The following is a 23,078-nucleotide window of genomic DNA, read 5'->3' as shown; positions in this document are numbered from 1 at the left end:
AAACGGGACCCGGTATTGCGCCAGCGGAGGTTGCCAGGTCTGGCCGGCGTCGCGCGCGGAAGCCTTGCATACGGCATCGTCCCAGTGTTGGTCAGGCCCCCGTCAGGTCCGCCATTTCCGCATCCAGCGCCTCCTGGGGAAGCTCCATCAGGGTGGCGTTGTCGGTCCAGACCAGTGCCGCACGCACGGCCCGGCCTGGATAAATCCGCTGCAGCAGCGCCCGGTAGAGCGCGAGCTGCTGGCGATAGGCGCGCGGGACGTCGGCGAGTGCAATCGGCGCCGGCCGGTTGGTCTTGTAATCGGCGATCAGCACTTCGCCGTCCGTCACCACAAGCCGGTCGATCTGGCCGGTGACGGAATAGGGCGGACGTCCATCCCGTGGCAGCATGCCAACGACAGGAACCTCGGCGCGGCTGCCGGGAGCGAACAGTGCGGCGAAGCCCGGGTCGTCAAGAATGGCCAGCGCCTGTTGCGCGATCAGCGCGCAATCGTCCTCAGACAGCCGGACTTTGTTGCGGCGAAGATAGTCACCCGCCGCCGCTGCGCGCTGCGCAGGCGGCAGGTCGGGCAGCGACTGGATCAGCCTATGCAGCAGCGATCCGCGCTCCAGCGCCTGGGCGCGATCGAGCTCGCTCGTCCCGCGCGTCCATTCGGCCTCGTCCGCGTCGGAGGGGGCCCGTGCGATGGCGCGCGGAGATTCTGCCGGAACCGGCTTGTCGATCCAGCCGGGCAGGGGATGTTCCGCCCGCGGCGGGGCCGACGCCTCGGCAGGTGCCGGGAAGTCGAACACGTCCTTGCGCAACCGCCAGATCGGTCCCTCGCCGTCTTCCGATGGCATTTCGATCGTGCGTGCATCCTCGGCCTGCACGAGTGCGCCTTCGATGAGCCGGTACCAGCATTGGTCGGGAACGCCCGGCGTCCCGTCCTTCTTCACAGTCGATGCCGTTCCACAGATCACCAGCCGCTGTTCGGCACGCGTCATCGCGACGTAGAGGAGGCGCTTGTATTCCGCGATGCTTGCTTCCTTTGCCGCCTCTCGCGCGATCGCAACGATCGGCGGATCGGTGTCCTGGGACTTCGCCCAGACCAGACCCTTGCCGCTTGCGAGCGTGACGTCGAGGAGCCTGGGCGGCCGGTAACCCTCCGGCCGCGTCGTCGTATCGGCGAGGATCACGGTGTGCGCTTCCAGTCCCTTCGCACCGTGCACGGTCATCACCCGCACCTCGTTGCGGGAGATTTCCATGTCGCGCTTCACTTCGGCATTGGCCGCACGCAGCCATGCAACGAAGCCCTGCAGCGATGGCGTCTCGCGCCGCTCATAGGCCAGCGCAAGATTGAGAAACTCATCGAGCGCGTCATTCGCTTCCGGACCGAGCCGGGCGAGGATGCGCTTTCGTGCGCCACCCGCACCAAGCAGGCGCGCATAGAACGTAAACGGACTGTCGCGCAAGGCCGCATCGGTGAGGTGAGTCAGCCGCGCGGCGGCGTCGGGAAAATCATTCGCCTTGCGGAGCAAGGCAGCGCGCAGCGATTTCCGGCCGCGATCATGCGCGATCGTGAACAGGTCGTCCTCGCTCAGTCCGAACAGCGGGCTCTTCAGCACCGAGGCCAGCGCGAGGTCGTCCTCGGGAAGCAGCAGCGCATCGGCGAGCGCGATCAAATCCATCACCGCGATGTGGTCGAGCAGCACCATGCGGTCGGCGCCGGCGACCTGGATGCCGGCGGCCTTGAGCTGGCGGATGATCGCCTCGAACAGCGGCCCGCGCTGCCGCACCAGGATGAGCACATCGCCCGGCCTGGTGCCCTTGCCCTGCCAGAGCGCAACATGCGCGGCGATTTTTTTCGCCAGCCGGACTTGCTGGCTCTGCTCGCTGGTCTGGTCGAATGGCGCATCCCAGCCTTCGATGTCGGCCTTTTCATTGGGCAGGACCAGCGGCCAGATGTCGACATGGCCGGGCAGCTTGCTCGGCAAGGATTCGTGGGCGGTGCCGGCATTGTCAGAGGACAGGCCCTTATGGGCCTCCTGTCGGGAGAATACGATATCCACCGCCTGCAGCACGATCTCGCCGGAGCGAAACGAGGTCAAAAGCTTGACGTTGCGCCATTCGAGTTGTGCGGCCTCGAAATCCTGCTGGAAGGCCTTGCGCATCTCGCCGAATTTTTCTGGCGCGGCGCCCTGAAACGAAAAGATCGATTGCTTGTCGTCGCCGACCGCAAACATCGTGCGCCTGGTGCTGCGCGCGCCGGCGCCGGCGGTGAATTCCGATACCAGCTTGCGGACGATCGCCCATTGCTTCGGGCTGGTGTCCTGCGCCTCGTCGAGCAGCAGATGGTTGATGCCGAGATCGAGCTTGTACAGCACCCAGGCCGCGGACGTGCGCTCGAACAGCGCCAGCGTGCGGTCGATCAGGTCGTCATAGTCGAGCAGGCCGCGCCGCGCCTTTTCCCGCCGGTAACGCACGATCACCTCATGCGCGACGGTGACCAGCGCGCGGGTGCGGTCGCGGCATTCGACGCTGCGCAGGGTATTGAGAAGGGTATAGATTCGTTCCTGCTCGCGCTCGAGCTGCGCTGCGCATACCGGATCGTGGCTGCGCAACGCCTTGCTTACGAGGTTTTTGCGCGGTTCTAGCTTGCCGGTGCAGAAGATCTGCACATAGGCGTCAATCTGTGCTGCTCGCGATGCGTTCAAGGCCGAGGCAAGTGCGCTGGCGCGTTCGACATAGCTTTTCCCGCCGGCCGTCAGGGTCGTGGATAGTTCGCGCCAACAATCGGTGGCGAATGCCGCCTCCGCCAGTACGAGGTTCTCGATCGCCTCCGCACTCTCCTCGGCGCCAACACCCAGCGCCGCCGACAATTCTGCAATCGCTGCATCCACCGTCTCGGTGCGCGCGATCCATGCCTCGATGGTATCTCGCTGGCCGACCGCCTCGGTGATCAGTTCACGAAAGGTCTGGTCGGCCGCCGCCTTGATTGCGTCGGCCAGAGCGCGCCCGATCGCCGAACCGGGCTGCGCCGCGCCTTCGAGCATCACGTCGAGCGTGAGCGTCTCCAGCATCTGCGACTGGGTGGCGTCGTCCAGCACCTCGAAGCCCGCGCCGGCATCGGCCTCGAACGGAAACTGATGCAGCAGGCTGGTGCAGAAGGCGTGGATGGTCTGGACCTTAAGCCCGCCCGGCGTCTCCAGCGCCAGTGCGAACAGCCGCCGCGCGCGCGTCCGCAACTTTTCGTCAGGCGCAATGCCGATGTCGCGGATCGCCTGGTCGAGATCGGCATCGTCGAGCGCGGTCCATGCCGAGAGCGTATTGAACACGCGCGTCGCCATGGTCGCGGCCGCGGCCTTGGTGAAGGTGATGCAAAGAATCTTCGCCGGATCCTCGCCGCGCAGCAGCAGCTTGATCACGCGCTGGGTCAGCACATGGGTCTTGCCGGAGCCGGCATTGGCCGACGCCCAGGCCGACACCATCGGGTCGGAGGCCTGGTATTGCGGCTTCAGCACGCGCTCGGGGAGCTCGCGTCTGCTGGTGGTACCTGGACTCATGCCGGAATATCCGGATCGACTTCGCCGCCGGTCGCCGACCATTCGCGTACGCGTGCGAGATGATCGTAATCGCCATAGGTGCGCCCGACCCACATCGGCCGCCAGAACGAGACATAGGGCTCGCTCTCGGACGCAAATTTCACCACCAGCTCGTGAAGCTTTTCCCGAGCGCGATCGGCGGCGCCGTCGATGCTGAGACTCTCGAAATCACGCGGCGCTTTCTCGCCGCCGGGATCGCCGCCATTGAGACGCAGATACATCAGCTCGGACACCGAGCCGCCTTTCGGCACGTTTTCAAATTCGCCATGACGCAGAATGGTCGCCTGCAGCGTCAGCTGCGGCGCGAATCCCACCTGCACTTCCTTTTTCGACGGCGGCCGGCCGGTCTTGTAGTCCAGCACGGCAAAGCTGCCGTCGCTGCGCTGTTCGATCCGGTCGGCGCGCGCGGTGAGCATGAAATCCGCCGTCACCTGCAATTTACCCTGCACCTCGGCGTAAACCGCCTTCACATTGAGCCGCCGTTCGCGCTCCCAGTCGATGAACCAGCGGGCAATCCGGTCGAAGCGCGGCCACCAGAACGCTTTCGCCTCCGGATAATCATTGAGCGGCTCGAACGCTTCGCGACCCAGCGCCATTAATTCGCCCAGCGGGTCGGCGGGCAAACCATCGGCGAATTTCGCGGTGAAGTCGCCGATCGCCTCGTGAATGACGGTGCCGCGGTCGCGCGCGCCGGGCGGGGTGTCGACCGGATCGAGCGCCCGCAGCTTCAGAATATGCTTGGCGTAGATGGTGTAGGGATCGCGCAGCCAATGCTCGATATCGGTGACCGGCAATCGCTTCGGCCGCATCGCGACCGGCGGTCTCGGCTCCGGCCGTTGCGCCGCCTTCACCTCGGCCGGGCGGTCGAGCGCGCGCGCCCAATCGAGATAATGGCGGCCGCGCTCCTTCACCTCTGCCCATGCCTCGACGCCGGCAACCGCGGCCAGCCGCTGCACGAAGCGCGACACCACGGTCGGCGAGCCTTCGCGCTTTGACGCATGCGACAGGATCACGTCGGGTGCGCCGAAGGCCTGCACGAAGTCATGCGCCGACAGGCCGATCCGCCGCTCCGGCAGATCGAGCCCGAGTTGCTGGCGCATCGGCCGGTTGAGCCACGGATCGTTGCGCGGCTCCGGCGGCCACACGCCTTCGACCAGTCCCGCAAGAACGACGCGATCCGCCTGCTGCAATCGCGCTTCCAGCGGACCATAGATGCGAACGCGGGCGGCGGGCGCGCCGGGTCTGCGCACCACCCGCTCGGAGGCGATGGCATGAAACAGGTCGGCATAGTCGTGCGGTGCCACGGCAAAGGCGGCGGCCTGTCCGCTGTCGGCGATGGCCTGGAAGCTATCGCGCAGGGCTGCACCCTCGCGGCCCGCGAACGCGGCCGACTCGTTCTGGTGGTCGAGCGATAGCATTGCGATCACGCGATGATGGCAGATCGCCAACTCGCGCAACGGAGCCGCCTTTGCTTCGGCCAGCGGCGCGAGCGCCGGCTTGAGTTTCGCGACCAGCTCGGCCGCGCGATCGAGCTCGCCATCGGTGAGCCAGCGCCGTGGATCGCTGCCGTGCAAGCTCTCGCGTTCCGCGCGCAGGCTCTGCAACGCGTGTTCGAGCCCATCGGTGCCGGCGCGAGGGCGCGGCCCGCGCAGGATCGCGCGTTCGAGCAGCGCGATCGCCTGGCGATGGGCGGATTCGGATCCGCCGAGGCGGCAGAGCGGATGCTTGAGCAGCGCAAGCAGGGTCACCGGCTCGCAGCCATCGAGCGCGGTCTCTGCTGCCAGCCGCGCGAAGACTCCGGCCGCCGTCTCGGACAACGGATCGCCGCCGGAATCGTCGACTGGAACTCGCCAGCGTTCCAGCGCCGCGACCACGCGGCGCGCCAATGCGCGATCAGGCGTGATCAGCGCAGCGGTGCCGTCTGCGTCGTCTGTCACGGCTTCCCGCAGAACCAGCGCCACCGCAACTGCCTCGTCTTCGGTGGTGGCAGCTTCGATCAGCGACAGATTGGCAAGGCTGGATTCCTTCAAGGATGCGAACGCCTCGTCTTTCAGGGTGTCGCGCCAGCGGTCGGTCGCCTCGGCCGGCCGCATCGCCTCCGACGCGAACCGCTCGCGGCCATGGCCGGCTGGGGATTGGAGGATCTCGACCTGATCGCGCTTCGCGCCAAGTCCGCGCAGGAAGCCTTGCATCGCGAATTGCGGATGACCGGGCGAGGGGTTGGTGCCCGCAACGCCGCCGATCGACTCCCAGGCCTCGTCGTCGAGGTCGGTGTCGAGGCCCGGGAGCACCACGGCACCGTTCGGCAGGCTGGCGATGGCCGCGAGCAGCTTTGCGGTCGAGGGCATTGACGCGGTCGAACCCGCTGCGATCACCGGGCCGGTGCCGTTGCGCTTGAGCCGCGCGGTCTCTGCTTCGATCAGCGCATCACGCCGCGTCGCGGCATCCATCAATTGCTGTTCGTCAAGCAGCGCCGGCCAATGGTCGCGCACGATCTTGAGGAATTCGAGCGTGGCCCGGAAATGCTGATCCATGTCCTCCGGCACCAGCGTATCGAGTGCCGACCAGTCGATGCCGCGCGTGATCATGTCGTCCTGCAGCCGCGCCAGTTCGCCGGCCATGGCGAAGGCGGATGCCGGAGAATTGGCGATCAGCGACACCTCGCCGGTGCGCTTTTGTTGCGCGGCCCAGGCCAGGATCAATTGCGTCAGCGCCGCCTTGCGCTCGAACGGCTCCATCGCGCGCTTCAGCGACAGGCGTTCCGCCGCCAGCGGCCCGCCCGCGAATTCCGCAAAGACGATCTCGTCCTCGTCGATATCTCCGACCGGCACCAGCCGCGGCAGGATCGCCGCATCGCCGCCGAGTGCGGCCAGGAACACCGACTGCGCCAGCCGGCAGGCGCGCCGCGTCGGCAGATAGAGCGTGGCCTGCGCCAGTTCCATCGGATCGCGCGACGCGGGAAAGCCGTGCACCAGCCGTCCGGCGAGCAGGGCGTCAATCAGCGCCGGCAGGAACGGTACCGATGCAGGAATCGTGAACAGGCGGGGCGTGCGGGTCGACATGCCGGCAAAGTCATAGCGCAAAATGGGCCGGTATGCGCGGCGCCAAATTGCTGCGGCTACGCCGCGCTTTGCAGGATCGCGCGCTCGGCCTCTTTGATCGCGTCCGGCGTACCGACATGCATCCAGATGCCGTCGAGGCGCAGCCCGAACAGCCGCTCCGCTTCCGCCGCCTTGACGAACAGCCGGTTCAGCGAAAACGGACCCTGCGGCGCGTCATCGAACAGGGCAGGCGAGAAGATCGCGGCGCCGGCATAGACGAACGGCGTCACCTCGCGCTCCGCCCGGGGCTGCAGCCGTCCATCCGGGGCCATCGAGAAATCGCCACGCCCTGCATAACCGATGCTGGTGGCCGAAGGCGCGAGCAGCAGCAGCGCGTCCATCTTCGCCGGATCGAAAGCGGCGGCGAGCCGCTGCAGGTTGCCGCGCGTACCGTCCAGCCAGATGCTGTCGGAATTGATCAGCAGGAACGGCTCGCTGCCGAGCAGCGGCAAGGCCTTGACCACTCCGCCGCCGGTATCGAGCAGCTTCTCGCGCTCGTCCGAAATCACGATATGGGGCGACTTGCGGCCGGCCACATGGCTCTCGATCTTGTCGGCGAGGTAATGGACGTTGATCACGGCCTTGCCGACGCCAGCCTGCGCCAGCTTGTCCAGCACATGGTCCAGTAGTGCTCGGCCCGACACCTGCACCAGCGGCTTCGGCAGCGTATTGGTCAGCGGGCGCATCCGCTCCCCGAATCCGGCCGCGAGCACCATCGCCGTCTGCGGAACGCCTTGCGCCATGCGAATCAATCCTCTTGCGCCGCTGTCGAGGCGGCTCGTCTATCACAGCCCATCGAAGGCGGGCACGTTGTCCTTGTACCATGCAGAGAGTTCGGCGAGCGCCGGGTGGGCGAGCGACCGCTGCAGGCTGCGCCATACGCGGGGCATATGACGGAGATATTGCGGCTTGCCGTCCCGGCGATCCAGCCTGGCGAAGATACCCAGGATCTTGGTCGCGCGCTGAGCCGCCATGACGGCATAGAGCGCCGCGAATTCCTCACGATCGAAACTGGTATCGGTTTCGGCCCGCCTGCGGGCATAGCGGTCGAACAGGTCGCGCTCCAGCGGGTCCGGGACATCGACGCGGGCATCCTGCAGCAGCGAGGCGACGTCGTATCCGGTCGGTCCGATCACGGTATCCTGGAAATCGAGCAGGCCGACGCGGTGGTATCCGTCCCGGTCCGGCAACCAGATCAGGTTCGGCGAATGGAAATCGCGCAACACCCATGTCTGTTGCCCGGCCAGCGCCGGCTTGAGTGCGGCCAGCCACAATTGGCGGAACTGCTCTCGCCGGGCTTCATCGACCGCAAGTCCGCGATGCGGAATGTACCAGTCGAGCAGGAGTTCGGCCTCGATCAGGAAGGCGGCCTTGTCATAGGCCGGAATGGCGTAAATCGTGCCGTCCGGCAGCGGCAGCATGGCGTCGACCTGCCGCGCATGAAGTGCGGCCAGCAGATCGACAGCCTCGCCGTAGCGTGGCCCGATCGGCGCCAGCGGTGAACCGGCGACGAATGGCTCGGTGCCGAAATCCTCCAGCAGCAGAAAGCCATGGTCGAGATCGGCGGCGTAAATCTCCGGCGCGGAGAAGCCGAGCGCGCGTAGCCCATCCGCCATCGCAACGAACGGACGCACGTCCTCAGCGAGATGGGCGATCGCGCTGTAAGGCTTGCCGTCACGCACCGGCGGCCCATCCGGCCGGCGCGGTGCATTCATCAGGATCGCCGGCGTGCTGTCGCGGATGACGCGCTCGTAGACCCGGCTGGAGGCGTCGCCCTGCATGCGTTGCCGCTCGGCCAGGGCATACCCGCTTTTGTGCAGAAAGCTGCGCAACGCCGCCATGCGGGCGACCCGCTGCGCAAGCTTGCCGTGACCGGTGACGTGGACATCGCGGTAGTCGTTGCCTTTCGCCGGTGCGAGGCTGAGCGCGACATCGATGCGGTCGGGCGGCAGCCGGCCGCCGGCACGATCGGGCCATTCCATCAGCACGATGCCGGTGGCCGCGATGTCGTCCAGGCCGAGCTCGGACAATTCGTCCGGGCTGGTCAGCCGGTAGAGATCGGCATGCGCCAGCGTGAAACGCGGCAGCTCATAGACCTGCATCAGCGTGAAGGTCGGGCTCGGCACCGCGATACCCGGATCGTTGGCAAGATAGCGGATCAGTGCGCGCGCGAATGCGGTCTTGCCGGCGCCGAGATCGCCCGAGAGTGTGATGACATCGCCGGGTTCCAGAGCGTTCGCGATATCGACGGCGAAGCGCCGGGTCGCCTGCTCGTCTTCCAGCGCGATCGTGAAACTCATCTGACCGGAGGCCATGGGCTAAGGCGCGTGGGCTCAGGCTGCCGTGATCTGCGGCTGAGCCACGGGTTTGGTCGGGAAGGTGCAGGTCACGGTGGTTCCTTGCCCGACGGTGGAGGCGATGTCCACACTGCCGCCATGCAGCTGCACGAAGGAGCGGACGATCGACAGGCCGAGGCCGGCGCCGCGATGCTGCGACCCCAGCGAATGGCTCTCGAACCGCTCGAACACGCGCGGGGTCATTTCGGGCGGAATGCCGGGGCCCTGGTCGGTGACCGAGAAGGCGATCGAGTCGTCGTGGCGTTCGGCCCGCAGGGTGACGGTGCTTCCCTTGGGTGAGAAGCCCACAGCATTGGACAGAAGATTGAAGAGCACCTGCCGAACACGGCGCTCGTCGGCCGGAAACAGACCGATCGTCGCGGGCTCGGTTTCGATGTTGAGCGCGATATTGTCCTTGACCAGGCGGTCGCGGATGCCTTCGGCCGCGGCCTCCATGGTCTTGCGGATATCCACCGGCCCGAGATTGAGGGTCATGGCGCCGGCGTCAATGGTCGCCAAGTCCAGGATATCGTTGATCAAAGCGAGCAGCGCGTTGGTCGAGACCGTGATGTAGCCGAGATATTCCGACTGGCGGTCGGAGAGCGGCCCGGTCGACGGGTCGCCGAGGAAATGCGCGAAGCCGATGATGTTGGTGAGCGGGGAGCGCAATTCGTAGGACACGTGGTGCAGGAAATCGATCTTGATTTGGTCTGCGGTCTCCAATGCTTCATTTCGCTCGCGCAGTGCGCGCTCGACATTCACCGTGTCGGTCACGTCCTGGAAGGTGACCAGCGTCGCGCCGTCCGGTAGCGGCAAGGTGGCAAGGTCGACCACGCTGCCGTCGCGGCGCTCGAGTCGTCCCTTGACCGGATCGCGCTGGCCGATTGCGGTGACGGCGCTGCGCAACGCGCGCAGGGTCTGATCCTCCGGCTGAAGCGGCGCGCACCAGGCGATGACCGCTTCGATATGCGGCCGTTCGGCGAGCGCTTCTTCCGGCAGTTTCCACAATTGCTGGAACGCCGGATTGTGCAGCCGCAGTCTTCCGTCGCTGGCAAACACGGCGACCGCCTCTGCGAGATTGTCGAGCGTTTCGCCCTGCACCCGGATCAGAGCGTCGTAGCGGCGTTCGAGGTCCAGCCGTTCGGTCACGTCGTCGAACAGATAGGTCACGCCGCCTTCGGTATTTGGCGTCGTCACCACGCGCAGCGTGCGCCCGGCCGGCAGGTGCCAGAGGTCTTCGCGCGATTCCAGATTGCGGTAGGCCTCGTGCAACTGGTTCTTCCAGGTACGGAAATCCTGCTGCTCCGGCAGTTTGCGGCCCGCCCGCAACCGGTCGAGGATCCCTGAATCGGTCGGCCCGTGATCCAGATAGGACGCGTCCAGGTCCCAGAGCGCGCGATAGGCCTCGTTGTAGAAGCGAAGGGTGTGGTCGGCACCGAAGATCGCGACGCCAGTGGCAAGCTGGTCCAGCGTTCGGCGATGCGCGTCGACCATGCGCATCATCTCGGCGCGAATGTTCTCGGCTTCGGTCGCGTCGACGCCGGCTGCAGCGCTGCCGGCGGGCGTCGGCACCTCGATGACGTCGAACATGCGCCGCGCACCTGCGATCACCGCCGGGACCCGCCCGCGATAGGGTGTGCCGTCCCCGCGCATGCGCGCGGCATCGTCGCGGGCGGACTTGTCGAGCAATTCGAGATTGCGTTCGACCGCTTCCGTCGGGTCCCGGGCTTCGACCGCGCTCGCATAAGCGGCGTTCACGAAATCCAGCCGCCCCTCCAGGTCGCGGGCCCAGACCGGGAATGGCAGCGCATCGATCAGCGTGCGCAACGCCATCATGTCCCCGACCAGCCGGTCATGGCGCGTGGCGAGGGCGACCAGTTCGCCCTTGATGCCGCTGACGTCGCGAAGCCGCATGACGGCGCGTCCGCCGATGGCGCGGCCTTCCGCTTCGATGGACTTGCCGCCCAGTGTCGCCAGCGTCATGGCGAAAGCTTCGCCATTGGCGCGCAGCGTATCGACCGATGCCTGGATCATTTGCGCCTGATCCGCGGGAAGCCACGCGCCGAAGGCCAGAACCCGCTGCGGCATGGTGGCCTGCGTGACGATGGTCACGTCGCCGACGATGTCCGGGTTGTCGCAGCCGGCGGCCCAGGCCACCACGATCTGCGGCTCCGACAGCAGAAGCGCATTGACCCGGTCGACCTCGGCGGTCAGCGCATTGATCTCGCGCCGGGCCTCGGTTTCGTTCGCCGCAGCGCGCTGGCGCGTCCTGACGAGCATGATCGCGGTGACCACCGCAAACAAGACAACGCCGAGCGTGAGCGCGAGCGCCGCGAGTTCGTGGCGCTCGAGACTGGCAAACGCGCTGAGATAGGCGTCGACGGGCGTTCCGGTCTGAAGCGGAGAAACTGCCTTTGCAGAAGCCGGCCACAGCGCGCCCAGCGCGGTAAGGCATCCGCATCGCAGCGGATCGACGCTGCGGCCGCCGCCAGTCGACCGAATCATTCGCGCATACCCATTGCCCCCAATACGGATGCGCCCCGGGCACATGCCCGGTGCGAAACCGTATTGCCATGGACGCTAACGAGCGGTCCGCGGCTGCGAACCGAATCATTCGACTTTACCCTCAAGGTGAGTCGTGCGGTAAGAGTCCAGACCGTGAACGGGAGGGCGGGCGGTTATGAAACGGACTTTTCCGCCCGCTTGACCAATTCATCCAGCTGAATGGTCGACAGCGCCGACGCAAATGCACGCTCGGCCTGGGCAAGAGCGGGCAGCACCACGTCACCGACCAGGTCGGATCCAGGGAGTTGGGACGTCACCGGATCTTCGACCGTCCGCGCGGCCCGCAAAATCTCGTTCGCGGTGATGTGCTCGGTATCGCGGCCCAGTTCGTATCCGCCGCGCGGGCCCCGCACACCACGCAGGATTCCCTCGTGGACCAGAGCCTGAAGCACTGGTTCGAGGTGGCGTGGCGGCAGTCCATGCCGCGATGCGAGAGCCTTGGCCGAGACCGGACGCATTTGCGAATTAATCGCAACATCAATGACCGCTGCTATGGCCAAGATGCCTTTTCGGGACATCAACGGCATTCCAAAATACTCACCGTTTGTGTGGTTATGAAACATAACGGTAGTAAATTAAGGGAATGTGTCTAGCCCTCTGTATCGCTAATCGACACTTTTTGTTCCCGTCGAACCGAAACCGCCGCTTCCACGGTCCGTTTCGGACAGCTTTTCGACTATATGCACAGACGCTAATGCAACCGAAGCGATAACAAGCTGGGCGATTCGCATTCCACGTTCAACTAGGAACGGCGCCTTGCCGTGATTGACGAGCAGAACATTCACTTCGCCCCGATAATCGGCATCGATGGTTCCGGGTGAATTGAGCACGGTCACGCCATGTTTGGCGGCGAGCCCCGATCGCGGGCGAACCTGTCCCTCAATGCCCGGCGGCAGGGCAAGCGCAATCCCGGTGGGGATCATCGCGTAGGCGCCCGGCGCGATCGTCATGGGTTGTCCATCCGGGACGGCTGCGATCAGGTCGAGCCCGGCGGCCGCCGCGGTCTGATAGGCGGGCAAAGGCAGTCCAGCCCCGTGCGGGAGCTGCAGGATCTGTATGTCCACGTGCGTCACTTGTGAGGTTTGTCGAGTGTTGTGGCGATGCGCGCGACCAACTGGCGTGCGACCTCATCCTTGGACTGCGACGGCCAGGATTCGACACCCTGCGCGCTGACGAGATGGACGGTGTTGCGGTCGCCGCCCATGACCCCGGACGCCGGGGATACGTCGTTGGCGACGATCCAGTCGCAGCCCTTGCGTTTCAGCTTGGCCTTGGCGTGGTCGATGACCTTTTCGGTCTCGGCTGCGAAGCCGACCACAAGCGGTGGCCGGCCTGCCTTCAGTTTTGCCACCGTCGCCAGGATGTCCGGATTTTCAGTCAGGGCGAAAGACGGCGCGCCGGATGCGGTCTTCTTGATCTTCTGCTGTTCGGGCGCCGCGACACCCCAGTCGGCGACGGCGGCGGCAAAGATCGCAACATCGGCCGGGAGGCTTGCGGTCACCGCTTCGAGCATCTCGCGCGCAGTAGTAACCCGGATCGGCGTGACGCCGTGTGGGTCCGGCACATGCACCGGGCCGGAAATCAGCACGACCTCCGCGCCTGCGGCTGCCGCGGCCGCTGCTATCGCGTGGCCCTGTTTTCCCGACGAGCGGTTCGCGATGTAGCGGATCGGATCGATCGGCTCGTGGGTGGGCCCCGAGGTGATGAGGATACGTTTGCCGGCAAGCGGCCGGTCCGATGACCCGCTCAGCACGCGGGCCGCGGCCTCGGCGATCTCCAGCGGCTCCGCCATCCGTCCGGTCCCGGCCTCGCCGCTTTCGGCCATCTCACCTGCATTCGGTCCGATGAGGTGCACGCCATCGGCGACGAGTTGCGTGACGTTGCGGCGGGTTGCCGGATGTTGCCACATCATCGGGTTCATCGCGGGCGCAATCAGCACCGGCTTGTTGGTAGCGAGCAGCACCGCCGAGGCGAGGTCGCCGGCATGCCCGCCGGCCATCTTTGCGATCAGATCGGCGGTGGCGGGCGCGACGATCACGAGATCGGTGTCGCGCGCGAGCCGGATATGTCCGACGTCGAACTCGCTCTGCGCATCGAACAGGTCGGTAAAGGCTCGCTCTCCCGCAAGCGCGCCGACCGATAACGGCGTGATGAATTCGTGTCCGGCTTTTGTCAGGATGCAGCGGACGATGGCGCCGCGTTCGCGCAGCCGCCGGATCAGGTCGAGCGACTTGTAAGCGGCGATGCCGCCGCCGATCACGAGGAGAATGCGCTTGCCGGTCATGCTCATGAATCCAGCGTGATCGTTAACACAGATCGGCGCAGTCCGCCCAGATGCAGCCATTGCCCGCCCGATCCGTGGTTAACGACAGCAGCCGTCATTTCAGCAGGAAGACGACATAGGCGAGCAGTGCCGCGATCACCCACAAAGCGATTGCGGTGGCTCGGCCGCGCCTGGCTTCGGCGCGGCCGATATCGGCGACCGTTTCCGGCGCCAGCACGATGCCGTTGCGGGTGGCGGCGTCGAGCTGCTGGATCAGCGCCGTGCCGCGCGACAGCAATTCCGGAACCTGGCCGGCGAAACGGCCAATCTCGGCCAGACTTTTTCCGGCATCGTCGATGCGGCCTGCCGGCCCGAGATTGCGCTCGATCCATTCGCGCACCACAGGCTCTGCGGTCGACCACATGTCGAGCTTCGGATCGAGCGATCGCGAAACGCCTTCGACCACCACCATGGTCTTCTGCAGCAGCAGCAATTCCGGGCGAGTCCGCATGTCGAACAGGCTGGTGACCTCGAACAGCAGCGTCAGCAGCTTCGCCATCGAGATTTCGTCGGCGGCGCGATTATGGATTGGTTCGCCGATGGCGCGGATCGCCTGGGCAAAGTCCTCCACCGAGTGATGAGAGGGGACATAGCCCGCTTCAAAATGCACCTCGGCGGTGCGGCGATAATTGCGCGTGATGAAGCCGTAAAGGATCTCGGCCAGGAAGCGGCGTTCCTTCGGGCCCAGCCGGCCCATGATGCCGAAATCAACCGCAACCAGGCAGCCTGTATCGTCCACGAACAGATTGCCCTGATGCATGTCGGCATGAAAGAAGCCGTCGCGCAGTGCGTGACGCAGAAAGCTCTGGGTTACGACGCGCGCCAGGTTTTTCAGATCGATGCCCTTCGCCTCGAGCACGGCATGGTTCGACAGATGCGTGCCGTCGATCCATTCGAGCGTCAGGACGTCCTTGGTGGTGCGATCCCAGTCGATCGCCGGCACACGAAATCCTGGATCGTTTTTGGTGTTCTCCGCCATTTCGGAGAGCGCGGCCGCCTCGAGCCGAAGGTCCATTTCCAATGCGATCGAGCGGCGCAGGGTCGCCACCGTCTCGACCAGCCGGAGCCTGCGTGCTTCGGCGGAGTATTCTTCTGCATTGCGCGCGGCGAAAGCGAATGCATCCTGATCGATGGCAAAGCGCCTTTCAATGCCCGGCCGCAACACCTTGACCGCGGCCTCGCGCGGGCCGTCAGCACTGTCAATCCTAGCGCGATGCACCTGCGCGATAGAGGCAGCCGCGACCGGCGGCCCGAAGGTCGCATAGGCTTTGTCGATCGGTTTCCCGAACGCATGTTCGACGATCGCAACCGCTTCCGCGTGCGGAAAGGGTGGCATGCGGTCCTGCAGGCTTTCGAGTTCAAGCGCGATGGCAGGGCCGACGACATCCGGCCGGGTCGCAAGGAACTGCCCAAGCTTCACGTAGGTCGGGCCGAGTTGCGTCAGTGCGGCGGCGAGGCGGCCGGTCTGACCATCCTTGCCGCGGCGCTCGATCAGCTTGGCTAAGCGCAGCCCGAGCCGCGCCGGCACCGGCACCAGCGCCGGATCCAGATCGCGGAACGCGCCCTCGCGCGCGAACACATAGCCGGCGCGCATGAGCCGCAGCGAATTGGTGAGAGCGGAAATCATGCTTGCGTTCGCGTGCGCCAGGCCCGTGTCACAGCCGCCAGCCCGAATGCAGAGCGACCACGCCGCCGGTCATCGGCGTGAACGACACCCGCGCGAAGCCCGCGTCACGCATCATTGCAGCGAAAGCCTGCGGCTTCGGGAATTTGCGGATCGATTCCACGAGGTAGCGATAGGATTCCGCGTCGCCTGCGACTGCCCGGCCGAGCGCAGGGATCACGTTGAAGGAGTAAAAGTCGTAGAGCGTTTCCAGCGCCGGCACATCGACCGACGAAAATTCCAGACACAGGAAGTGGCCGCCCGGCCGCAACACCCGATGGGCTTCGCGCAAGGCCGCGTCGATACGCGGGACGTTGCGGATTCCGAACGCGATCGTGTATGCGTCGAAGGTGCCATCCGGCAGCGGCAATGCCTCCGCATTCGCCTCGATGAAGGTCACGGAGTGGTCGAGACCGCGCTTCTCCGCGCGTTCGCGCCCGACTGCCAGCATCTCGCCGTTGATGTCGAGGATGGTGGCATGGGTGCCGGCGCCGCCGGCCTCGATCACGCGGAAGGCGATATCGCCGGTGCCGCCGGCGACGTCGAGCAGGCGGAAGTCGCGGTCGGTCCTAGGCGGGTTCACGGCGGTGACCAGCGCGCTCTTCCAGGCTCGATGCAGCCCGGCCGACATCAGGTCGTTCATCAGGTCGTAGCGGCGGGCCACCGAGTGGAATACGTCGTCCACCAGGCCCTGCTTCTCCTCGAGCGGAACGCGCCGGTAGCCGAAATCGGTCTCTTTCGTGGAATTCTCGGTCATCATTACCGTGCTGTCTTGAGGCGGCGGGACGATAGCCCAGCCTGCCGGGGCGCGCTACATAACGGCTCAGCCCTCGTTAACGAGACCTGCGGAAGCCCCCGTGACCCCGACTTTCACCCCGCCAATACCGGTTTTCCGAATGTTTTCGGTCGAGAAGGCCCGCGAGTTCTACCTCGACTTCCTCGGATTCGGGCTGGACTGGGAGCACCGGTTCGAACCGGACATGCCGCTTTACATGCAGGTGTCGCGCGGGCCGGTGGTGTTGCACCTGAGCGAGCATCACGGCGATGCCTGTCCGGGGTCTACGGCCTATGTGCGCATGCGTGGGGTGCGGGACTATCATGCAGAGATCAGCGCAAGGAATTATGGCTACCTGCGCCCGGGGGTCGAGAGCCGAGACTGGACCGAGGCCGAGATGACCGTGACCGACCCGTTCGGCAACCGTATCCGGTTCGGCGAGATGCCCGCCGCGAAAGACTGAGCTTATGCCGGAACTTCCCGAGGTCGAGACCGTCCGCCGCGGCTTGCAGCCGGTGATGGAGGGCGCCCGGTTCGAGCGGGTCGAGGCCCGGCGGGGCGATCTGCGCTGGCCGCTGCCGGTGGATTTCGTCAAGCGGCTGGAAGGGCAGACCGTCACCGGGCTCGGCCGGCGCGCGAAATACATTCTGGCAGATCTGTCGTCGGGCGACGTGCTGCTCATGCATCTCGGCATGTCCGGCTCGTTCCGGGTGGCGCTGGCTGGCGCGGAAAAAACGCCGGGCGATTTCCACCATGAGCGCTCGAAAGCGGCAGCGCATGATCACATCGTGTTCCACATGTCGAATGGCGGCGTCGCCACCTTCAACGACCCACGGCGCTTCGGTTGCATGAAGCTCGTTGCGCGCGAGGCGCTGGAGCAGGAGCCGCTCCTGCGCGCGCTCGGGCCGGAGCCGCTCGGCAATGTCTTCGATGCCTCCGTGCTGGCCCAGGCCTGCGCCGGCAAGAAAACCAGCCTCAAGGCCGCGCTGCTCGACCAGCGCGTGGTGGCCGGTCTCGGCAACATTTATGTCTGCGAGGCTCTGCACCGGTCGCATCTCTCTCCGAAACGCAAGGCCTCCACCATCGCCAGCCGCAAAGGCGAGCCTAACGGGCGCGCGGTCGATCTGGTCGACGCCATTCGTGCGGTGCTGGGTGACGCGATTGCGGCCGGGGGCTCGTCGTTGCGCGATCACCGGCAGACCTCCGGCGAGCTTGGCTATTTCCAGCATTCATTCAGGGTTTACGACCGCGAAGGCGAGCCGTGTCCGACGCGCGGCTGCCCGGGCACGATACGGCGCATCGTTCAGAGCGGCCGCTCGACCTTCTATTGTCCGCTTTGCCAGAAGTGAAACGGGAGGCTGAATCCCCGGTCAGGCGGCCTTCGGACCGCCTCCGCGGCGACGTTGGAGCGATTCATGCATCGTCTCGGCCCGTTCCTTGTATTGACGATGCAGCCGTTCAAGTTCTTCGTCCGACAGGTCTTCCGCCGTCGCGAGCTTGCTGTCGGTGCCATCCAGCCGCAGGATCAGTTCGGCCAGTTTGATCTGGATCGCCGAGGTGTCTCGGTTCTGCGTGTTCTGGATCAGGAAAACCATCAGGAAGGTGATAATGGTGGTCGAGGTGTTGATCACCAATTGCCAGGTGTCGCTGAATCCGAACAAAGGACCGCTGACGGCCCAGACCACGACAAGCCCAGCGGCCGTCAGAAACGTGACCGGCTTGCCGGCGAGATGGGCGATCGTGACCGCCGCTCGCGCGAAAACTCCTTGGTGATCGTCGGCTCGAGCTTCGACTTTGCGTGGGGTGCTGGATGCCACGGGGTGTGATGCTTGTATCGGCATTATCCCACTCCCTGAAAGACCGGCACGGGACTGTTCAACCGCCGGATACACGAACTCTTTCCGAGGCCGGGCCGCCGGGCCGGACCTGGAGGTCACAGCCATATGCGTAAAAGCAAAAACGCCGCGCGTTGGCGCGGCGTTTTTATCTTGGTCGCCATCGATCCGATCAGTTTTCGTGGCGCATCAGGACCGCCCGGGTCGCGTGGTCCGGACCGAATTCATCGATGCTCTCCACCTCGAGCAGCTTGGCGAGCCGGCTGCGGGCGCGGTTCACGCGGCTCTTGATCGTGCCTACGGCGCATTCGCAGATATCGGCAGCCTCCTCGTAGGAAAAGCCCGACGCGCCCACCAGGATCAGGGCCTCGCGCTGTTCTGCCGGCAGTTGTGCAAGCGCCACACGGAACTCGTTGAACTCGACCCGTCCGAGCTGGTCGGGATGCGATTTGAGGGTTTCCGCCAGGCTGCCGTCGGCATCCTCGACCTCGCGACGCCGCTTCCGGTATTCCGACCGGAACAGGTTGCGCAGGATCGTGAACAGCCACGCTGGCATGTTGGTCCCAGGCTGGAACGACTGGATATTCGCCAGCGCCCGAAGGATTGTCTCTTGTACGAGATCGTCGGCTCGATCCACGTTGCCAGAAAGCGAAATGGCGAACGCGCGCAGGCTCGGGATGGCCGCAAGGATCTGATCTCGGAGAGCCGGATCGACACTCATTCGGATTTCCCTTCCGTCGGGGTCTTGTCGAGTTGCTTGAGGAGGTCGGCGAACCGATCCGGCACGCCCTCCTGGACGACGTCGTCGTAGATCGCCCGCAACTGCTGTCCGATCTTGGACTGGATTTCCCGGTTGAGACCGGAGGCGTTTTTCTGGTTCATGGCATCCGGCTGCATGGAAGGTGATGTGCCTGATTTTCGTGTACTCATTTCGTCCTCGCCCGGCCTGACCGCCGGCCCCAGTCCAACCAGAATGCTTTATTGGCAAGAAGGTTCCGCGGCCGGGAACTTTTTTTGCTAAGAGACGTTGGGCCGCGACGTCTTCAGGCCCAACGGGAGGGATTTACGTGTCCGCTTCGCAAGCTATTGCACCTTATCTGCCGTTTTTGCGCCGCTATGCGCGCGCGTTGACCGGCAGCCAATCCTCCGGCGACGCCTATGTGGCCGCCGCTCTGGAGGCCCTGATCGAGGACACCTCGGTTCTGGACAATTCCTCATCTCCTCGCGTTGCGCTGTATCAGCTGTTCAGCAAGATCTGGAATTCGGTGGTGGTGAATTCCAAGGCGGCCCCTGAGGGGGGTGCCCTGCCAGCCGAGCAGCGTCTGAGCCAGATTACGCCGCGCCCCCGCCAAGCGTTCCTGCTGGTGGCCCTGGAAGGATTTTCCGAAGCCGATGCAGCGTCCATCCTTGACGTGGATATCCCGACGCTGCGCCAGCTGGTGGAGGAATCGGGCCGCGAGCTGGCAGCGGAGATCGCCACCGATGTCATGATCATCGAGGACGAGCCGTTCATCGCCATGGACCTCGAGGGCTGGTCGAAAGTCTGGGTCACCGCGTCCTCGGCGTGGCGCGCACCCATGCGGAGGCTGTCACGCTGGCCAAGGCGAAGCGGCCGGGGCTGATCCTCGCCGACATCCAGCTCGCCGATGGCTCGTCCGGCCTCGATGCAGTCAATGAATTGCTGCGCACGTTTGAAGTGCCGGTGATTTTCATCACCGCCTATCCGGAGCGCTTCCTGACCGGCGAACGGCCGGAGCCGGCATTCCTGATTGCCAAGCCGTTCCAGCCGGCGACGGTTTCGGCCGTTATCAGCCAGGCTCTGTTCTTTGAGCGTAACGCGCGGCGACGCGAGCGCCGGGCCAGCTGATCCGTCGGCCGGCTAATCAAATACCAACGGCCGGGACCTGTCCCGGCCGTAGTTTTTTGGAGCCAACGTATCTCCGCGTGCTTTCCTAACCGAGGCCCGAAAAGAAAAAAGGCGTGGCCGCTAATGCAAGCCACGCCTTAACAGAGCCGACCGAGCACGAGGGGGAGGGGATGACGGCCGGCACCTCCGTAAATACGCCGGAAAGCAAATCGTTCCGCAGAAAATGCCGGATGGGCACCGTTGACGTTTTGTATGTAAAAAAACGATGACGTGACCCTAACAATTGGAAACGCGACGCTTCCAGCGCGTTAGAGCCAACAAGCAAGATCATCGGTGGATGCTCACACAACGGCCCCCCGGTCCGGAAGGAACCATTTGAAGTTGCGGCCGTCGAAAACCGCGAATGCGAGTGAGAATGTGGTGAAAAAAACAAGGGGGAGCGGGAGCGAGGGCGGGGCGCCGGACGCGCTCTCAGAAAACGCACCAACCGGCACCCCTGAACGCGAGCAAGTCACCCGTGCCGACAGCGCAGATGCGGAGGTGCGGCTGCAGCAGGAAATCCAACGTCATGCGGAGACCCGGGCGGAGCTGGAGCGGGTCCGCACAGAATCGCGGCGCAAGTCGGACGAATGTGACGAAATCAACGCGCGCTTCGAGATGGCTTTCCGCGGCGCCAATATTCATGCCTTCATCCAGGATCGCGAGCTTAGATACACATGGATCGCCGGCCCGCGCGCCGACGACGTTACAGACCGAATGCTTGGCCGAACTGACGACGAAATCTGGATGTCGTTCGAACAGCAATCCGTTATCGCTCGCAAGCGGCAGGTGATCGAAACTGGAAAGCCCCAGGATTGCGAAGTCTCCAGCATCGCGCCTGATCGCCGGGCGCAATATGCCCTCCATATCGATCCGCTGTCGGCAGCTGACGGAAAGGTGGAGGGGATTTTATGCACGGCTGTCGACATCAGCCGCATGCGCTCTCTGGAAAGCGAACAGCGCCGCTTGATGGAGGACCTGGCTGCCGCTGCGCAGCGTTATGAATTTGCCTTACGCGGCTCCAACGTGGCGGTATTCACCCAGGACCTCGACCTGCGTTACAGGGCGGTCAGCAAGTCGCTGTTCGGCGTCGACCCGGATGCGATGCTGGACCAGACCGATATCGAGTTGCTCGACGGGGGGCGCGCCGCGGAGATTTCAGCGCTCAAGAGCGAGGTTCTGCAAACCGGCGCGCCATGCGATGCCGAGTTGCGAATCGAGAGCGCTGCCGGCGCTCGCTGGTACGATTTTCATATCGAGCCGATCCGCGATGGATCTGGCGTTGTGATGGGCATCACGGGCGCCGCCGTCGATATTACCGAGCGGAAAGAGGGCGAGGCGCATCTGCGGCTGCTGATGCGGGAGCTCACGCATCGCTCCAAGAACCTGCTCGCTGTCATCCAGGCCATGGCGCGGCAGACTGCCAAGCATACCGGCAGCGTGCAGACGTTTTTGGAGCGTTTCAGCGCTCGGGTGCAGGCTTTGGCGCGCTCGCACGATATCCTCGTCCAGGAGAGCTGGCATGGCGCATCGCTGAAGGAACTTGCGCGCTCGCAACTCGCATATTATCTCGAGCGCGAACCCGATCAGGTCTCGATCGAAGGCCCCGATATCCGCCTGAAACCGGAAGCCGCGCAAAGTCTTGGCCTCGCGCTGCATGAACTCGCCTCCAACGCTGCAAAATTCGGCGCCCTGTCGCAAAAGGGAGGGCGCGTCGAAATCAGCTGGCAGCCGCTCGGGGATGCGGGGATCCTGCTGGTCTGGCGGGAGACCCAGGGGCCAAAGGTGAGCGCCCCCAAGCAACGCGGGTTTGGCAGCATGGTCATCGAGCATAATCTCGCGCGGGCGCTCGATGCCGATGTCGACCTCGATTTTGCCACGGAGGGCGTGACCTGCAGGGTCGCGGTTCCACAAAATCAGCTCGTGGCATCGGCCCGATAACGGAACGGGGCAGGCCGTAAGACGTTGTAAGCCGGGGCGAGGCAGCCTGACGCGGCTTCAGCCCATATCGGAGAATATGGATCATGCTGCGCAAGACAACTTGCGCTGTCGCTGGTGTCGCTCTCGCCTGTGCGACAGCTTTATCTCTATCGGTGGCCGCCCAATCCGAGGCGCTCACGAATCTCGATCTCCGCTGGCTAGATATGTCCAAGAAGGCGGACCGTCTCAGTGTCGCGGCTCCTGCGGACAAGAGTACGGTGATGTCGTTCGACCTGTCGTCGCAAAGCATGACCATCGTCACGCGCGTGCCTGCCGATCGGACGGTCGAGAGCGCTGTTCAGGCGCCCCGGCCGACCTCGGTTCGCACCATCCCTATGCACCCGGTGCGCGAACTGCCGAACGGTCCCGAGGTGAAGAAGGAAAAGCTTCCGACGGGCTGCGAGCCGGCCTTCAGTCCCGTTACCAATCCGGATTTCGCGCATATCGGCGTTCGCTGCGATTCTTGATCGCGGCGGGCTAAACGCAGCAATCGAAACTTTTCGACACGTCGGACATAAACAAAGGGGCCGGTTCTAAACCGGCCCCTTTTTCGTATTGATGATTTGCCGGCCTTAAATCCGGCCCATCAAAAGCAGCACCAGCACCACGACAAGCACCACGCCAACGATGCCGGACGGACCGTAACCCCAGCCGCGGCTATATCCCCAATTGGGAATCGCACCGATCAGAATGAGGATGAGGATAATCACGAGGATAGTGCCAAGCGTCATAGCCAGACTCCGCTGTTGATATCATGCGTGCGCGCGAACACGCGTCGGTCGATGCGCCGGCCTCGGGGGTGCTGTCGAGGCGCGTAAGACATCAGCGATCAAACGCCGCAGGTTCCATTCGGTTCCCGGCGCGAAGCGGCACATCGCATCGTTATGTTGGAACCGGATTTGCCGGGATACGTTCATTCCCACTGGCGATGCGAAAACGTATTGCGACGATCCGCCAATAAAACTCTGCAGGATATTCGCGAGTGCTTCACCGACGTCAGAGATCACCCCGAGC

At 64.7% G+C, this 23,078-nt stretch carries 18 protein-coding genes and 1 pseudogene; 5 read left to right on the top strand and 14 right to left on the bottom strand.

Annotated elements, in window-relative coordinates:
• Positions 1 to 91: 91 nt before the first annotated feature.
• The 10 genes from addA to ubiE all read right to left on the bottom strand — a co-directional run bounded on the left by addA (position 92) and on the right by ubiE (position 16,325).
• Positions 92 to 3,541: a double-strand break repair helicase AddA gene (gene addA, locus AC5I5I_RS00370; RefSeq protein ID WP_495969147.1), complete on the bottom strand. Its 3,450-nt coding sequence runs from the start codon at positions 3,539 to 3,541 to the stop codon at positions 92 to 94.
• Positions 3,538 to 6,642 carry a double-strand break repair protein AddB gene (addB, locus tag AC5I5I_RS00365; RefSeq protein WP_495969146.1) on the bottom strand — a complete coding sequence of 1,035 codons (3,105 nt, stop codon included), beginning with the start codon at positions 6,640 to 6,642 and terminating at the stop codon, positions 3,538 to 3,540. The genes addA and addB overlap by 4 nt, the downstream gene beginning before the upstream one ends.
• A 56-nt stretch (positions 6,643 to 6,698) precedes the next feature.
• Positions 6,699 to 7,424, bottom strand: a complete 726-nt coding sequence (locus tag AC5I5I_RS00360; RefSeq protein ID WP_495969145.1) for a nucleotidyltransferase family protein — start codon at positions 7,422 to 7,424, stop codon at positions 6,699 to 6,701.
• 42 nt (positions 7,425 to 7,466) lie between these two features.
• On the bottom strand, positions 7,467 to 8,981 hold the full coding sequence (tsaE, locus tag AC5I5I_RS00355; RefSeq protein WP_495969144.1) for a tRNA (adenosine(37)-N6)-threonylcarbamoyltransferase complex ATPase subunit type 1 TsaE: 1,515 nt from the start codon (positions 8,979 to 8,981) through the stop codon (positions 7,467 to 7,469).
• A 33-nt stretch (positions 8,982 to 9,014) separates the two neighbouring features.
• Positions 9,015 to 11,522, bottom strand: coding sequence for an ATP-binding protein (locus tag AC5I5I_RS00350; RefSeq protein ID WP_495969143.1), 2,508 nt, complete (start codon positions 11,520 to 11,522; stop codon positions 9,015 to 9,017).
• A 173-nt stretch (positions 11,523 to 11,695) separates the two neighbouring features.
• Positions 11,696 to 12,109, bottom strand: coding sequence for an RrF2 family transcriptional regulator (locus AC5I5I_RS00345; RefSeq protein WP_495969142.1), 414 nt, complete (start codon positions 12,107 to 12,109; stop codon positions 11,696 to 11,698).
• A 78-nt stretch (positions 12,110 to 12,187) separates the two neighbouring features.
• Positions 12,188 to 12,655 carry a dUTP diphosphatase gene (gene dut / locus AC5I5I_RS00340; RefSeq protein ID WP_495969141.1) on the bottom strand — a complete coding sequence of 156 codons (468 nt, stop codon included), beginning with the start codon at positions 12,653 to 12,655 and terminating at the stop codon, positions 12,188 to 12,190.
• Complete coding sequence (coaBC, locus tag AC5I5I_RS00335) at positions 12,652 to 13,866, bottom strand: bifunctional phosphopantothenoylcysteine decarboxylase/phosphopantothenate--cysteine ligase CoaBC (protein ID WP_495969139.1); 1,215 nt, start codon at positions 13,864 to 13,866, stop codon at positions 12,652 to 12,654. Before coaBC ends, dut begins: the two co-directional genes overlap by 4 nt.
• A gap of 94 nt (positions 13,867 to 13,960) precedes the next feature.
• Complete coding sequence (gene ubiB, locus AC5I5I_RS00330; protein WP_495969138.1) at positions 13,961 to 15,532, bottom strand: 2-polyprenylphenol 6-hydroxylase; 1,572 nt, start codon at positions 15,530 to 15,532, stop codon at positions 13,961 to 13,963.
• Between the two features lie 28 nt (positions 15,533 to 15,560).
• The gene (ubiE, locus tag AC5I5I_RS00325; RefSeq protein WP_495969137.1) at positions 15,561 to 16,325 is read right to left on the bottom strand and encodes a bifunctional demethylmenaquinone methyltransferase/2-methoxy-6-polyprenyl-1,4-benzoquinol methylase UbiE; all 765 of its coding nucleotides are present in this window, start codon (positions 16,323 to 16,325) and stop codon (positions 15,561 to 15,563) included.
• Between the two features lie 100 nt (positions 16,326 to 16,425).
• On the opposite strand from ubiE, the gene AC5I5I_RS00320 reads away from it, so the two are divergent.
• The gene (locus tag AC5I5I_RS00320) at positions 16,426 to 16,806 is read left to right on the top strand and encodes a glyoxalase superfamily protein (protein ID WP_495969135.1); all 381 of its coding nucleotides are present in this window, start codon (positions 16,426 to 16,428) and stop codon (positions 16,804 to 16,806) included.
• A 4-nt stretch (positions 16,807 to 16,810) separates the two neighbouring features.
• Positions 16,811 to 17,692 carry a bifunctional DNA-formamidopyrimidine glycosylase/DNA-(apurinic or apyrimidinic site) lyase gene (gene mutM, locus AC5I5I_RS00315; protein WP_495969134.1) on the top strand — a complete coding sequence of 294 codons (882 nt, stop codon included), beginning with the start codon at positions 16,811 to 16,813 and terminating at the stop codon, positions 17,690 to 17,692.
• Between the two features lie 21 nt (positions 17,693 to 17,713).
• Here mutM and AC5I5I_RS00310 read toward each other — a convergent pair whose 3' ends face one another.
• From AC5I5I_RS00310 to AC5I5I_RS00300, 3 genes are all read right to left on the bottom strand, one after another.
• The gene (locus AC5I5I_RS00310; RefSeq protein ID WP_495969133.1) at positions 17,714 to 18,235 is read right to left on the bottom strand and encodes a low affinity iron permease family protein; all 522 of its coding nucleotides are present in this window, start codon (positions 18,233 to 18,235) and stop codon (positions 17,714 to 17,716) included.
• Positions 18,236 to 18,350: 115 nt separating this feature from the next.
• Positions 18,351 to 18,899 (bottom strand): sigma-70 family RNA polymerase sigma factor, encoded by a 549-nt coding sequence (locus AC5I5I_RS00305; RefSeq protein ID WP_495969132.1) that lies wholly within the window; start codon positions 18,897 to 18,899, stop codon positions 18,351 to 18,353.
• Complete coding sequence (locus tag AC5I5I_RS00300) at positions 18,896 to 19,075, bottom strand: NepR family anti-sigma factor (protein WP_495969805.1); 180 nt, start codon at positions 19,073 to 19,075, stop codon at positions 18,896 to 18,898. Before AC5I5I_RS00300 ends, AC5I5I_RS00305 begins: the two co-directional genes overlap by 4 nt.
• A 170-nt stretch (positions 19,076 to 19,245) precedes the next feature.
• On the opposite strand from AC5I5I_RS00300, the pseudogene AC5I5I_RS00295 reads away from it, so the two are divergent.
• From AC5I5I_RS00295 to AC5I5I_RS00285, 3 genes and pseudogenes are all read left to right on the top strand, one after another.
• Positions 19,246 to 20,045 (top strand): annotated as a pseudogene (locus tag AC5I5I_RS00295) (response regulator).
• Positions 20,046 to 20,465: 420 nt separating this feature from the next.
• Positions 20,466 to 22,025 (top strand): sensor histidine kinase, encoded by a 1,560-nt coding sequence (locus AC5I5I_RS00290; RefSeq protein WP_495969130.1) that lies wholly within the window; start codon positions 20,466 to 20,468, stop codon positions 22,023 to 22,025.
• Between the two features lie 83 nt (positions 22,026 to 22,108).
• Positions 22,109 to 22,531, top strand: coding sequence for a hypothetical protein (locus AC5I5I_RS00285; RefSeq protein WP_495969128.1), 423 nt, complete (start codon positions 22,109 to 22,111; stop codon positions 22,529 to 22,531).
• Positions 22,532 to 22,636: 105 nt separating this feature from the next.
• On the opposite strand, the gene AC5I5I_RS00280 is transcribed toward AC5I5I_RS00285, so the two are convergent.
• On the bottom strand, positions 22,637 to 22,795 hold the full coding sequence (locus AC5I5I_RS00280) for a DUF3309 family protein (RefSeq protein ID WP_495969127.1): 159 nt from the start codon (positions 22,793 to 22,795) through the stop codon (positions 22,637 to 22,639).
• Between the last annotated feature and the right edge of the window lie 283 nt (positions 22,796 to 23,078).

The organism is Pseudorhodoplanes sp. (assembly GCF_059499825.1).
Note: the sequence above shows the minus strand (reverse complement) of the source record. Positions and strands in the feature narration are given on the sequence as shown.